The 14,846-nt window shown below is 40.0% G+C and carries 13 protein-coding genes; 6 read left to right on the forward strand and 7 right to left on the reverse strand.

Going from position 1 to position 14,846, the window contains the following annotated elements; all coding sequences use genetic code 11:
• Positions 1-41: 41 nt before the first annotated feature.
• The 6 genes from JWQ54_RS13795 to JWQ54_RS13820 form a co-directional block, all read right to left on the reverse strand.
• On the reverse strand, positions 42-608 hold the full coding sequence (locus JWQ54_RS13795) for a hypothetical protein (RefSeq protein ID WP_299585619.1): 567 nt from the start codon (positions 606-608) through the stop codon (positions 42-44).
• 41 nt (positions 609-649) lie between these two features.
• On the reverse strand, positions 650-1,057 hold the full coding sequence (locus tag JWQ54_RS13800) for a DUF6855 family protein (RefSeq protein ID WP_299585621.1): 408 nt from the start codon (positions 1,055-1,057) through the stop codon (positions 650-652).
• Between the two features lie 74 nt (positions 1,058-1,131).
• Entirely contained in the window at positions 1,132-1,605 is a 474-nt protein-coding gene (locus JWQ54_RS13805; protein ID WP_299585623.1) for a hypothetical protein, read from the reverse strand.
• Between the two features lie 109 nt (positions 1,606-1,714).
• Positions 1,715-3,043, reverse strand: coding sequence for an AarF/UbiB family protein (locus JWQ54_RS13810; protein ID WP_299585624.1), 1,329 nt, complete (start codon positions 3,041-3,043; stop codon positions 1,715-1,717).
• Positions 3,044-3,047: 4 nt separating this feature from the next.
• Complete coding sequence (locus JWQ54_RS13815) at positions 3,048-3,719, reverse strand: HAD family phosphatase (protein ID WP_299585626.1); 672 nt, start codon at positions 3,717-3,719, stop codon at positions 3,048-3,050.
• Positions 3,706-4,368, reverse strand: a complete 663-nt coding sequence (locus JWQ54_RS13820) for a TetR family transcriptional regulator C-terminal domain-containing protein (protein ID WP_299585628.1) — start codon at positions 4,366-4,368, stop codon at positions 3,706-3,708. Before JWQ54_RS13820 ends, JWQ54_RS13815 begins: the two co-directional genes overlap by 14 nt.
• A 259-nt stretch (positions 4,369-4,627) precedes the next feature.
• On the opposite strand from JWQ54_RS13820, the gene JWQ54_RS13825 reads away from it, so the two are divergent.
• From JWQ54_RS13825 to odhB, 4 genes are all read left to right on the forward strand, one after another.
• A complete protein-coding gene (locus tag JWQ54_RS13825; protein WP_299585630.1) occupies positions 4,628-5,941 on the forward strand; it encodes a DASH family cryptochrome in 1,314 nt (437 codons plus the stop codon).
• Positions 5,942-6,190: 249 nt separating this feature from the next.
• Entirely contained in the window at positions 6,191-6,607 is a 417-nt protein-coding gene (locus JWQ54_RS13830; RefSeq protein ID WP_299585632.1) for a hypothetical protein, read from the forward strand.
• A 159-nt stretch (positions 6,608-6,766) separates the two neighbouring features.
• On the forward strand, positions 6,767-9,574 hold the full coding sequence (locus JWQ54_RS13835; RefSeq protein ID WP_299585634.1) for a 2-oxoglutarate dehydrogenase E1 component: 2,808 nt from the start codon (positions 6,767-6,769) through the stop codon (positions 9,572-9,574).
• 181 nt (positions 9,575-9,755) lie between these two features.
• Positions 9,756-11,348 carry a 2-oxoglutarate dehydrogenase complex dihydrolipoyllysine-residue succinyltransferase gene (gene odhB / locus JWQ54_RS13840; protein WP_299585636.1) on the forward strand — a complete coding sequence of 531 codons (1,593 nt, stop codon included), beginning with the start codon at positions 9,756-9,758 and terminating at the stop codon, positions 11,346-11,348.
• A 133-nt stretch (positions 11,349-11,481) separates the two neighbouring features.
• Here odhB and JWQ54_RS13845 read toward each other — a convergent pair whose 3' ends face one another.
• On the reverse strand, positions 11,482-11,937 hold the full coding sequence (locus tag JWQ54_RS13845; RefSeq protein ID WP_299585638.1) for a DinB family protein: 456 nt from the start codon (positions 11,935-11,937) through the stop codon (positions 11,482-11,484).
• Positions 11,938-12,053: 116 nt separating this feature from the next.
• On the opposite strand from JWQ54_RS13845, the gene JWQ54_RS13850 reads away from it, so the two are divergent.
• Positions 12,054-13,772 carry a glycosyltransferase family 39 protein gene (locus JWQ54_RS13850; protein WP_299585640.1) on the forward strand — a complete coding sequence of 573 codons (1,719 nt, stop codon included), beginning with the start codon at positions 12,054-12,056 and terminating at the stop codon, positions 13,770-13,772.
• Positions 13,773-13,784: 12 nt separating this feature from the next.
• A complete protein-coding gene (locus JWQ54_RS13855; RefSeq protein WP_299585642.1) occupies positions 13,785-14,810 on the forward strand; it encodes a hypothetical protein in 1,026 nt (341 codons plus the stop codon).
• Positions 14,811-14,846 lie beyond the last annotated feature (36 nt).

The raw sequence follows: 14,846 nt of genomic DNA on the forward strand, positions 1-14,846 counted from the left end.
AGTAATTTATATGATTTTTACAATCATACAAAATTATGTTGTTAATGTATACACCGCATGTAAATTGATGACTTTATAGCAAATGCATTACTTCGCACGGGCTTTAAAATTTTCAATGCACTATCGGCGCTGTTTTTATTTTCATAAATTCCGGCTATTAAGGCAATCGTTTTAATTGATGAGCCCCTGTTATAAAGTGCCATATATTCCAGGCTGAGGAAATTGGTTGGATATCTTCTGGGATAGTAATCGCCGGCGTAAATTTCATCACTATCATTGTCGGGCAATGCAATAAGATCTTTCGCTTTATTATAATACCTTCCCATGGTATCAATAGAAATATTTAAAGCCTGGTGAATATTTTCCATCTTTTCCTTTAGATGGTAATAGTTGGTGCCGGTATCAGTTACTACCACATAATAAACAGCAGTTTCATCGGCAATGTTGTCATCAGAGGTATCCTGTTGTTTAATGGGGATTATTGTTTTGTTATGAGAATAACTTGCCTGTAACACTCTTCCAGGTTTACTATGGACTGCCTGTTTAGCAGGTTTTGTTTTGCATGATGCAAGAATGATCAAAGTAAGAAGGATACCTTTTCCTCTCATTTTTTGGTGGGTACTATAGTATATAAATATTTCAACCGAGCTTATATCGCCCGCATTTTGTTTCCTTTTGCTTCATGTGTTACCTCAGCCAGCCCAAGTTTTTCCATCAGCGGCGGAATATACATACCAAAGCGGCCGCGCAGGCCCTTCTTTAACCCGTACCAGCCGCCAACCGGGTTGCTTTCCGAGCGGCCCCAGGCTTCAACGGTTCTATCTTTTACGGGTTTCTGTTCATCGGCACTGCCAAGTTCCATCCAATCGCCGTATTGTTTCAGCATGGTATGCAAATCATTGAGGCAACGGATATCATAGTGCAGTATAGTTTTACCAACGGTACACACCAAAACTTCTTTGCCATCCTTTTCATCAACATGCATGGTATATTCTGATGATAGCGGCGGCGTTTTCAGCAGCATTGGGTTTGTTTTTGTTCCTATTTTATCTTTCATATTGTGGCGATTTGGTTTGATAAATATAGAGTTTACAGGATAATTTACATTAACAATTTTCTTATCTGAATTAATTAATCCGAATCATCTACCATATAAGCTAACCACCATTTTCCGTCCTTATTTATAAAATAGTGATTAACAAGAACCCCGGTATCTTCAATAGTAAGTTCAATGTTAATCAGTCCTTCCTTTATTTTTTTCTTTTTGATTATCTCATCTGCCGCTTTTCCGATTCCATAGCTGGTATATTTCCAATTACTTTTTCTTACAAACCAAGTTGAATCACCTTCTTCTGATTCATTTGTTATTTTAAATGGAAATTTAACCCGCGTAAGTTGAAAAACTGAATCTGATTGAAATTTTTTGAAAAAAGAGTCGAAATTCTCTGTTAATGAATCGTAATAATTAACTTTTTTCTTGCTGACTAATGTGCTCTTGCCTGCAGTTTCAGATGCTTTTTTATTTGAATTACAATTTGAGAGAAATAAACATATTAAGAGTAACAAGCTTATTTTGGAGCAGAGGTTTAAAGATAGGGAATCCATTATCGCAATTAGGTGATTGAACGCTAAATATAGGATTAGATCTGTCAACTTTTAAAAAGTTAACAAATCTATTTTACTGCCAACTGCCCACTGAAAACTGCAAACTGGTTTAAGCAAACTGTTCCACCACATGAGGTTTAAATGTATCTGTCTTTACCTCAGCTTTTAGTTCATGCAATATATTATACAGGCCAAAATTGGTGCGGTTTACATAAATAAAGTGCTTTACACCGCGGGCCTGTTTAAACTCGGGCATTTTTGATACTTTTTCGCCAAAGCCATATAACTCTTCAAAAAATGCAGTTTGGCCAAAATCGAAATGATCTGTTATATAAGGTTTGGCAAACAGGCCTATCATTTGGCGGTACATGCTGTAATAAAACTCAATTTGAGCCGGAGTATCCTTAGTGTGGATCATTTCCAGCTGGCGGAAAGCTTTTATGGTTTCTTCTTTGTTATCCATCAACCCGGTTGAGGTAAGGGAGAAAAATGGATAGTAAAAATCTTCAGGCATTTCTTTTATACAGCCAAAATCAATAACACCCAATTTGTTTTCACTGGTTATCATAAAATTCCCCGGATGCGGATCGGCATGTACGGCGCGGAGCTCGTGCTGCTGAAAATTATAAAAATCCCAAAGGGCCTGCCCAATTGTATTGCGTAATTGCTGCGATGGATTTGTTTGCAAAAACTCGCGCAGGTGCTTGCCTTCCAGCCAGTCCATAGTGATGATGCGTTTGCTGGATAGTTCGGGGTAATATTTGGGAAAAACTACGTTGTCAAGATCAGCGCATGCGATAGAGAACTCAATAGAACGGCGCACCTCAAGCTCATAATCGGTTTCTTCCAGCAGTCGTTCTTCAACCTCGCGCATATAAATATCAAGCTCCTTTTCGCTCATGCCAAGCATGCGGAAGGCAAAAGGCTTTACCAGCTTAAGGTCAGATGAGATAGAATCGCCCACACCCGGGTACTGGATCTTTACCGCCAGTTTTTTGCCATCCAGTTCAGCCCGGTGAACCTGGCCTATTGATGCAGCATTTGATGAACGGACGTTAAACTTGTCGTAAATTTTATCGGGCGTTTTACCGAAATATTTTTTAAATGTCTGTACGATCAACGGCCCGGAAAGGGGAGGAGCGTTATATTGCGACTGCGAAAACTTATCGGTATATGCTTGCGGAAGCAGGTTTTTATCCATGCTCAGCATCTGTGCAACTTTAAGGGCACTCCCTTTTAGTTCGCTTAATGATTCATAAATATCTGACGCATTGTCCTCGTTCAGCTCCGACTTGTCCATTTCGGGATTGAACAGTTTTTTTGAATAATGCTTTATATAGTTGCCACCAATTTTAATCCCGGTTTTTACAAACTTTGCCGAGCGTTGTACTTTACTTGTTGGTATGCTGTTTTGTTCTTTTGGTGTGTTATCACTCATCTTATTAATGTTCCTTAAATAGCGCGGCAAGTTTCTGCACGGTCAGTTCCGAGTAATCGTTGATAACCAGGTCAACAGGATGCAGATCATCTGCCGTATGCGCCGTGGTTATTGCGACAACTTTCATGCCTGCACTGTTTGCTGCCTTAATTCCGGCTAATGAATCTTCAAAAACAACACAATTTGACGGTGCCATGTTTAATCTTTCTGCTGCTTTTAAAAATATCTGAGGGTCTGGTTTTGGCTTACTTACCATTGATGAATTTATGATCTCATCAAAATCATTACGAATAGGGACCTTGTTTAATATGAAATCAATATCCTCAACCGTTGCCGAGGTCGCCATGGCCATTTTTATACCGTCATTTTTCAGCTCCGTTAAAAAGTTTTCCAGCCCGTTTATGGGCACTAAATAGGGAGCATACTCTTTCCGGTAAAATTCCTCTTTTTCCTTAAGTAGTCCTTTTAAATCAACTTCATCACGATCCGGAAACAGACGTTTCAGGGTATCCATAATTGGGACACCGCTTATTTCCGTATAATAGGTTTGCTTGCTTAATTCACCCTTTCCGTATTTTTTAAATAATGCCACCCACGATTTAAAATGATAAGGGGTATTGTCTATTAATGTGCCGTCCATGTCAAATATGGCGGCAAATGTATTAGTTGCTGCCAAATCCCATTTTTTCTTTAAGGCCGCCGTTTTTGGCTAAAAACTTGCCATACTCAAACAGGTTATCTATTGGTGAGCGCTGGAAAAGATCAAAAGTAACATTGATGCCTCTTTCAATGGCTTCATCAGTTTTTTCAAACCCTGTTGAATTATCATTTATCCAAAAATTTAATACAAAAACAAGCTGTACCCAAAGGGCATCTTTGTAACGGTTGCTAAAAAATTTGCGTTCAGATAATTCATTCGATTCCAGACCCTCAACTATCAGGTCATTACAAAAATTCTCAAAAACATCTTTTATCCCCGTAAAGGTCTGTGGAGTTAAAAAAGATTTTGGTTGTTTCCTAATGCTGTAAACCACAAAGCTGCGGCTGCTTTTTAACAGCTCGAAAAAGCTGTAGAAAAAAGATAAAGCCTTTTCGCGGGCTGAATATTGGCTCCAGACTTCCTGTGTTTTTATTTCAGCAATGGTTTTTAAGGCAAAGCCGGTCCATATGTTTTGCTCAATAGCGTTAAAGGAGCCAAAGAAGCGGTAAAATTCTTCTTCGGACATTTTGTTTTTCTTCGCGAAAATATAAACTGATTTGGGTTGCTGGCCCTCAGTTAATACAAAATCCATATATGCTTTCTGAATGCTTTCGATAGTAGCCATAGTAGATGGGATTTAGTTTATAAATTTATAACATTCCTTGTAAGTAAATGTCATACATATATATAAATAAACGGTTATCCTTTTAGGATATTACAAATAATTACCACATATAATATATATTTAATAGCTGTAAACCTTTAAACAGCAGTAAAAGACATTTAAATGTTGAGAAGATGTCAAATATTAGCTACAATTATTTGTAACTGATAAATAAATTGCAAATTTGTATACTGCAATTAAGTCAATCCCCTGTTTAAAGATGAGTGAAAAAACGATATTGGTGTGGTTTAGAAATGATTTACGGGTACATGATAATGAAATATTATTAGAAGCGGTGCGTAAAGCTGATAAAGTGTTGCCAGTATATTGTTTTGACCCTTTCTATTTTAAGCAAAATCTTTCGGGAAATCCTAAAACCGGTAATATAAGGGCAAGGTTTCTGTTAGAATCTGTGGCCAACCTGCGTAAAAATTTGCAGGGCATTGGGGGGGAGTTAATTATCCGCATTGGCAGTCCCGCCGAAATATTGCCCCAACTTGCCGAAGCATACCAGGTAAACGAAGTATATCACCACCGGGAGGTTGCCCACGAGGAAACCGAAATTTCTGAACAGGTTGAGGCTGCTTTATGGAAAATTAAACTGAACTTAAAACATTTTATAGGCCATACCTTATATCATAAAGAGGATTTGCCTTTTCCAATAAAAGACATCCCGGATAGCTTTGCTGTTTTTAAAAAGAAGGTAGAGCGCGATAGCAACGTACGTCAATGTGTAGCCACGCCGGAAAGTATTACAACCCCTGAAATTACAGATGCCGGGGAGATCCCTACTCTGCAAATGCTTGGTTTGAATGAGCCGGTTGACGACCCGCGTGCAACCTGCCATTTTACAGGTGGTGAAGATGAAGCTTTGAATCAGCTGGCGAAGTTTTTTTTAAACAACAGCCAAACAATCACCGGCAAAAAAAATAACGCCATTAATTTATCAAAGCTGTCACCCTGGATAGCTTTGGGTTGCATTTCGTTACGGCAGGCTTATTGGGAAATTATAAAACAACAGCAATTAAATAATACGCATTACCCGGGTATGCTGCTTGATCTGTTATGGCGTGATTATTTCAGGTTTATGTTTAAAAAACATGGCCAAAAATTTATTGCGATAAAAGATCATTATGAAGATGTTGCTGAAGATGTTATTACCGGCAATGCGCTTTTTGAAAGGTGGGAACATGGCGAAACAGGTGTGCCGCTTGTTGATGCTATTATGCACGAATTGAATGCCACAGGTTATATCAGCAATTACAACAGGCAAATTGTTGCCGGATTTTTGGTACATGAGCTTAAGGTTGACTGGAAGAGGGGGGCGGCTTACTTTGAAGAAAAATTGATTGATTATTCGCCTGCAAGCAACTGGGGCAACTGGGCATTTATAGCGGGAGTTAATGATGCCCATGAAAGCCGTTATACCATTGCGGCCCTGCAGGTAATTGAACAAACCATTAAGAATGATTATGTAGATACCTGGCTGCCTGCGCTAAAAGGCGATGATTACCAGGCTTATGCAATAGAATAAGTTGGGTTTCAGGTGTAATAATTGTGGTAACTTAACGTCATATAGTTATTATGAACCCCTTCGAACAATTTACTGTTATTATTGGTGTGCTTGCCATTCTTTTTGAAGGGATCGGCTATCTGCGCGATTTTTTACATAGGCTATTGCACTAAATTTTTATAAGTTACTGTAATTCATAAATTTTACTCATTTGGATTTGAATATTTTAGTTGATAATGTTTAAATTGTGTAACCAATTATCAACTTATTATGAAAAAATATTTACTGCCTTTTTATGTGTTGATCATGCTTTTTGTAAGTTGTAAGAAAGAAAGCAATCAAACCCCTGATGGTAAACCCAAAGCTGATGCTGCTAATAATATTTTAAGAGTTGATGCCAGTTCAAACATTAGTTATAGTTTTAGTATAGGATTTGTCAATTCTGATTTGACAAACCCAACTCAATTTTCCAATAATTATCTGACTAAGCCTTACGAGTATGTAACTATGGCAACAGAAGGGCAGACAGCATTTATTGAAGTTAGTTCGTCATACGGAGGTACACTAAGTTGTGACATATACTATAGAGGGATTAAAGTCCCGCTTTCTTCAATGTCTGTTGATAAACGTGATGGCGACCCGATAACCCCATCACACATAAATATAACCTATAAGGTGGGGAGATAGTGGTGTATACACCTTTAATCTTTTATATTTTAATGTAATCTGGTCCTGGTTTTCGTCAACCATAGCATAATATTAAAGGTTGGTTAAGTTTTATAAATAAATTATAAAGTATATAAACCGATATGCTTACTTTTGTACCGTTTTAAAGATTGGTTTCTCATGGATCGCCTCAATTATATAAACAGCGGGAACGCTGCATACATTAATTCCCTTTACGAAGCATACAAACAAGACCCGGAATCCGTTGATTTTGGATGGCAAAAATTCTTTGAAGGATTTGATTTTGGTAAGGATACACAAGCGCCTGCCGCTGCTGTAAATGCCGAAACACCAGAACATTTCTTAAAAGAAATTAATGTGCTTAACATGATAGATGGTTACCGCACACGCGGCCATTTATTTACAAAGACTAACCCTGTACGTGAAAGGCGCAAGTACTTTCCCGGCAAGGAATTAGAAACCTTTGGATTAAGCGATGCCGACCTGGATACAGTTTTTACTTCGGGTGTTGAAGTTGGTTTGGGCGCTGCAACATTGCGCGATATCCGCCAGTTGCTTGAAGATACCTATTGCCAGTCGATAGGTGCCGAATACAGGTACATTCGTAACCCGATAAAGATAAAATGGTTTGAGTCGCGGATGGAGAGCAAGCGCAATACGCCTTCATTTACTGTTGACGAGAAAAAACTAATGCTTGATAAGCTGAATGAAGCGGTTGTTTTCGAAAACTTTTTAGGCACAAAATTCCTGGGGCAAAAACGCTTTTCGCTTGAAGGAGCCGAATCATTGATCCCTGCATTAGACATGGTGATCCAGAATGGATCAGAGCTTGGCATCCAGGAATTCATCATAGGTATGGCGCATCGCGGAAGGCTGAACGTGCTTACCAATATTATGGAAAAACCCTACAAAGAGGTTTTCTCGGAATTTGAAGGTAAAAACTTTGATGAGGACACCCCATTTGGCGGTGACGTAAAATATCACCTGGGTTACTCAACAGATGTGGTTACAAAAGGTGGCAAAAAGGTGCATTTAAGCCTTTGTCCAAACCCATCGCACCTGGAAGCGGTTGATCCGGTGGTTGAAGGCTTGACCCGCTCAAAAATCGACTTTAAATATAATGGCGATGATACAAAAATAGCGCCTATATTAATTCATGGTGATGCTTCAGTAGCAGGCCAGGGCATTGTTTACGAGGTTTTACAAATGGAAAAACTGGATGGCTACCGTACAGGCGGAACTATCCATATAGTGATAAACAACCAGATTGGCTTTACCACCAATTTTAAAGATGCCCGCTCAAGTACTTATTGTACCGATGTGGCAAAAACTGTATTATCACCGGTTTTCCATGTTAATGGCGATGATGTTGAAGCATTGGCTTATGTTGTAAACCTTGCTATGGAATACCGCCAGGTGTTTCACGAAGATGTGTTTATTGACATATTATGCTACCGCAGATACGGCCATAATGAAGCTGATGAACCAAAATTTACACAGCCATTACTGTACAAAGCTATTGAAGCGCATCCAAACCCGCTTGAAATATACAAAGGAAAGCTGCAGGCCGAAGGAAGCATTGATGCTAACCTGGCTGCGGAAATGGAAAAGAAATTCCGTGCCGAACTGCAAACAAAGCTGGATGAATCAAAAGCCCAGGATAAGTTTACCGAAACAGTTCACATGTTTGAAGGCGCATGGCAGGGGATGCATTTAGCTACAACCAGGGAGTTTTTTACACCAATTGAAACGTCGGTTCCTGAGAAGGAATTACTGGAAATAGGACAAAAAATAACAGATTTGCCAAAAGGAAAAGAGTTTTTCAAAAAAATTGAAAAACTTTTTGAAGAACGCAGCAAAATGGTAAACAGTACCCATGTTTTTGACTGGGCGATGGGCGAATTACTGGCTTACGGAACTTTATTAAAAGACGGCCACCCGGTCAGATTAAGCGGCGAGGATATAAAAAGGGGAACTTTCTCACACCGGCATGCGGTATTAACCCTTGTTGATTCAGAGGAAGAGTTTATACCGTTAGAAACAATAAATGCTGAAGCAAAGCTTAGTATTTATAATTCTTTATTGTCTGAATATGGAGTTTTAGGCTTTGAATATGGCTACGCTTTAGCCAATCCAAATGCATTGACGATATGGGAAGCACAATTTGGCGACTTTTTCAATGGCGCACAAATTATTGTTGACCAATACATAGCCAGTGCGGAAACAAAATGGCAGCGCGGAAATGGTTTGGTGATGTTGCTGCCGCATGGTTATGAAGGCCAGGGCCCTGAGCATTCATCAGCACGTGTTGAACGTTTCCTGGAGCTTTGTGCCGATAGCAATATCCAGGTAGCTAATTGTACAACGCCTGCCAACTTTTTCCATATCCTGAGAAGGCAGATGCTGAGGGACTTCCGCAAGCCGCTGATCATATTTACGCCGAAAAGCTTATTACGCAGTCCTAAATGCGTATCAAAACTGGAAGAGTTTACCAGTGGTAAATTCCACGAATTGATTGATGATACTTATGCGGATGTTAAAAAAGTAAAACGCGTGCTGCTTTGCACCGGTAAAATTTATTACGACCTGCTTGAAAAGCAACAAGCCGATAAACGCAAAGACGTTGCCATTGTTCGTGTTGAGCAATTATACCCTACACCGGTGATCCAGATATTAAAAATAAAGGGTAAATATAATAAGGCCACTGAATTTATCTGGGTGCAGGAAGAGCCGGAGAACATGGGGGCATGGCCATACATTTGCCGCAAGTTTCATAACGATAAAGTAATAAATCTGAATGTAATTTCAAGGCATGAGGGCAGCAGTACAGCTACCGGCTTTGCCAAACAACATGCAGCGCAGCAATTGCATATAGTTTCAAAAGCTTTTGAAGCACCTGCCGGAAAACAGGTAAAAACTGTTGTAAAGGAAACTGCCGAAAAAATGGCTAATGTTGGAGCGGATTGATTTAATTTGAAAATTTGAAGATGTGCTGATTTGAAGGTGAGCAATTTTCAAGCGACGTATTCGAATTTTCAAAGTCAATAAAATATTAATTTGAAAATTTGAAGATGCGCTGATTTAAAGATAAACAATCATCAGACAGCATTTTCAAATTTTCAAATCAACAAATTTTCAAATTGAAAAAATGAGTTTAACTATCAAAGTTCCGCCGGTTGGCGAATCAATTACCGAAGTAACTTTATCAAGCTGGCTTAAAAAAGATGGCGACGCTGTAAAGATGGACGAGATAATTGCCGAATTAGAATCAGACAAAGCCACTTTTGAGCTTACTGCTGAAAAAGCCGGTATTTTAAAAACAGTAGCTAAAGAGGGGGATACTTTACCTATTGGCGCTGTTGTTGCCACTATTGAAGAAGGCGGCGTTGTTGAAGAAAGTAAACAAGCGGCAGTTGAAATTAACAGCAAAAAAGCCGCGGTAGCTCCACCTGCTCAGCCCACAGCACAACCTGCCATTACTACTGCCACTGAATCGGCGTTACAGATTAAGGTACCAACTGTCGGTGAATCTATAACTGAAGTAACATTGTCCAGATGGATAAAGAAAGATGGTGATGCAGTTGCAATGGACGAAGCCATCGCCGAATTGGAATCAGATAAAGCTACATTTGAATTAACTGCCGAAAAAGCCGGTGTATTAAAAACCATAGCCAAAGAAGGAGATGTATTGCCAATAGGCGCAGTTGTTTGTACCATTGAAGGTGCAGGCGCACCGACCCCAGCTGCAAAACCGGCAGAAGCGCCTGCTGCTGAATTTGTTGCGGCGACCAATGGTAAAGCAACAACCTATGCGTCAGGCACACCATCGCCTGCTGCTGCAAAGATCCTTGCCGAAAAAGGCGTGGATAAAGGTTCAGTAAGCGGTACCGGTATAGCAGGCAGGATCACTAAAGAAGATGCTTTGTTAGCCGAGAAAGTTTCAGAAAATCCACAGGTTAGCAAAGAGGCCCAGCAACTAATAGTTCCTGCTGCTAAGGCTGAGATCACAAGCCCTAAACCGCTTGTTGCTGCTACTGGTGCAAGATCAGATCGCCGTGAAAAAATGTCGTCATTGCGTAAAACGGTTGCCAAAAGACTGGTAGCAGTTAAAAATGAAACTGCGATGCTGACAACTTTTAACGAGGTTGATATGTCGCCAATTATGGAGATCCGCAGTAAATACAAAGATAAATTTAAGGAAAAACATGGCGTAGGCTTAGGCTTTATGTCATTCTTCACCAAAGCCGTTTGCGAAGCTTTGAAGGATTGGCCTGCAGTAGGTGCCCGGATTGAAGGCGAAGAAGTGGTTTATAGCAATTTTTCTGATATTTCTATCGCCGTATCCGCCCCTAAAGGCCTGGTTGTTCCGGTTATCCGCAATGCAGAAAGCATGAGCCTTGCTGAAATTGAAAAGGCAGTAGCTGCACTGGCTGCTAAAGCCCGTGAAAATAAGCTGACCCTTGAGGAAATGACCGGCGGTACATTCACCATCACTAATGGCGGTGTATTCGGCTCTATGATGTCGACTCCGATATTGAACTCGCCGCAATCAGCCATATTGGGAATGCACAATATTATCGAGCGCCCAGTTGCCGTAAACGGACAAGTGGTTATCCGACCGATGATGTACCTTGCGCTATCATATGATCACCGCATTATTGACGGCCGCGAATCGGTAAGCTTCCTGGTAAGGGTAAAACAATTACTGGAAGATCCTGCAAGATTGTTGCTGGGAGTGTAAGCAAATCGATTTAAAATATTGAAAACCCGGTTTAGGCCGGGTTTTTTGTTGTGAACCGTAATTACTTGATTAAAGGATTACATGATCCTATATACAAGAAATCTTGGTAATCTTTAAATCCTTTAATCGTGTTTTATATTGCCCTCTTCAATGCCATCATATAACCCATATGCAAACCATCATGAAAAGGCAAAAAGTTAATTGCATCTTCAACGCAGGCTAATTCAACACCGTACCGTGTGGTAAATGCCGGATATTCTTTAAATACATCTTTGTTATAATCGCTCTCTAATTGATCGATAGTAGAAACTAATAGAGCTTTTATTTCTTCAATTTCGACTTCAGTAACATGCGCTTCGGGTTTTGTTCCTGGTTTGTATCTTTCAAAAAAGCTATCTTCAATCCTGGTTTCAACGCCCAATCGTGCATAGCATAGGCCCTGCTGTGCAGCAACCATATGCCCTAAGTTCCAGATAATGTTATTATTGAAGCCGGCAGGTATTTTGTTTAATTGTTCAACACTCAGTCCTTCAACTAATTTAAGGGTACTGGCCCTAAGGGTTTTTGTAGTTTCAATTGCTTTGCTCATGATATGTTTATGTGCGGCTAATTTGAGAAAATATTTTCATTTGCGCCGACTTCATGGCTTTTTGCCTTAAAAGGTTTTATTATACCTTTACAGCGTCAATATGATGTGATATAAGCATGCCTGGTACTATTCAAAATAAGCCTTTCCAATCTAACAAACTCATCTGGTATTTCCTGGCGTGCTGGACTATATTGAATATTATACAAGCGTGTACTTTAGAACTGCAGGCAGATGAGGCTTATTATTGGATGTATTCCCGCTATTTGGATTGGGGATATTTTGATCATCCGCCTATGGTGGCAATGTTTATCCGTATTGGCGACAGTATTATGCATAATGAGCTTGGTTTGCGGCTGCTCACCGTACTAACCAGTTCGGCATCCATCTACCTGTTATGGATTACCTTAAAACAATATGCGGTTGATGCCCTGGCTTTTATACTCGTTATTTCAGGGATATTTATCTTCCATATTTATGGGTTCACCACCACGCCTGATGCACCGCTTTTCTTTTTTACAGTATTATTCTATTTCCTTTACCAGCAGTATCTTCAGAAAGATAAATGGGGGCTGGCTGTACTTTTGGGTATAACGGTTGCCTGCCTGCTATATAGTAAGTATAATGGCATCCTGGTTGTTGGCTTTACATTGCTGGCTAATTTAAAATTGTTAAAGCGCGGATCGTTTTGGGGGATAGTTTTAATTGCGGTGGCTTTGTATGTGCCACATATTATATGGCAGGCAAATCATGGTTATCCATCAATAAACTACCATTTGTACGAACGTTCCGCCGATAAATACAGCTTTTTAAATACCTTTTCATATTTGCCCGGTCAACTGTTAATGGCTGGTCCGCTTATTGGGTGGTTTTTGTTTTATAAAGCCTATACCATCAAAATAAAAGATGCTTTTATCCGCTGTCTGCTGGTTAATTGTTTAGGAACCTTGCTTTTCTTTTTTATCAGCAGTGCAAAAGGCGAGGTACAGCCCCAATGGACATTCATCCTCTTTGCGCCATTGGTTATGCTGGTTCTTATCCATTTTAAGCAACAGGGAGGCTGGCCCAAATGGTTATTGCCTTTGGCTGTGGTTAATGTAAGTATCATATTAATTGTGAGGGTAATTATTATCAGCGGTTTCGGCTTTGCCAAAACTTACGGGCATTTAAAAAGCTATTATGGTTTTAAGGAGTGGGCGCATATTGTAAAACAAAAAGCAGGAAATAATTACGTGGTGATGAGCGAAGGCTTTCAAAACCCATCAAAATATAATTATTACACCAACAGCCTTAAATGCTTTGCTTACGATGATCGTTTTTATCGCCTTACCCAGTTTGATATTTGGCCGATGGAGGATAGCATTCAGCATAAGCGTGTATATTATTTGTCGGGGGCGCCAATAAAAGGACTCACTACTGATTCGATAAAAATTGAAGCCGGTAAATGGTATGGCAATTGGGTTGATGATGTAAGAACCTATCAGAAAGTGATTATTGAAACGGATTCCCTTAAAATAACTACTAATCCTGGTGCAACAACAACTTTTAACCTTGTAATAACTAACCCATACCCACATACTATAAGTTTTAGCGACACGGGATACCTGCACCCCGTTAAACTGGAATACTGTTTTTTTAAAGGAAACGTTTTAACTGATGTCGGAGAGGCAAGGGATACTTATAAAAAAATAAGTTTACAGCCGGGTGAAAGTACTCATTATACTTTTCCCGTAACTTCGCCGCTGAAGAAAGGAAATTTCAGCCTGGTTTTTTCTTTGCGTACCGAACCTTTTATCGGCAGCAAAAACAGCCGGGTAATAAAAGTAACCGTTAAATAACATCACCTGTCAATGATAAAAAAGTTTTACTTCATCATCCTGATTTCATTAATAACAAGCACCGCTGCCCTGGCGCAAAGCCTCGACATACACTTTAACGGGCTTGGTTTTATGGATAACCGCGAATACAAAGATTTTGTAGCGCGGTCACGCACCTACTCGGGAACACGCATAGCGCTTGACCTGGGACTGAACCTGGATAGTTTAAACCATTTTATTGTTGGGGTTGATGGGATTCATGAATTTGGTGCTAAGCCTTACTTTTTAAAGGTAAACCCAATTGCTTATTACAAGTACGAAAGCTCTAAATGGTTGTTTGATGCCGGTGAGTTTCCACGCGAAGGGTTGATCAGCAACTATCCACGCGCTTTATTGAATGATACCCTGCGATATTACCGCCCAAATGTTGAAGGTTTGCTGGCCCGTTACCATAATGAGCATTTTACCGAAACAGGCTGGATTGATTGGGTAAGCCGCCAAACGCTAACAGATCGGGAGCAATTTTTATTTGGGTTTGAGGGAAAGTGGAAACCATCGTTATTTGGTCCGTTTTATATCTCGCACTATGTGCTGATGATGCATGATGCCGGAGCAGAAGTGCTTTTACCTAACGATCATATAGGCGATGATGGTGGGGCCCAGGTTAGGTTAGGTCTTGATTTTAGCCGTAAGCAAACTACATTTGATTCACTGTCATTTGAAGCCGGGGCGATGGCATCATTCCAGCGGAAGCGCGGCCTTGGCGGGGCGAAAACGCCAAAAGGATTTGTTGCCAGCGCTTATTTAAGCTATCACCGGTTTGCAGCTTTTGATGAATTTTATGCAGGCCAGGGCTCAGAAATTACTTATGGCGATGCCTTTTATGAGAAGAAATTTTATAACCGGCTGGATTTGATGTTTACACCTTTCCTTTTTGACCATATTAAGGGGCAATTTATTTTTAGCATTCACCGTACGCCAGGCTTTACCAGCAACCAGGAAGCATTCAGGATAACCTATGATTTGGGGCGAAAGGTGTTGGCGAGGTTTAAAGATTGACACGATTTAATGATTTTTGAAGATTTACAGGATTAA

The organism is Mucilaginibacter sp. (genome assembly GCF_028288225.1).
Lineage (GTDB): Bacteria > Bacteroidota > Bacteroidia > Sphingobacteriales > Sphingobacteriaceae > Mucilaginibacter.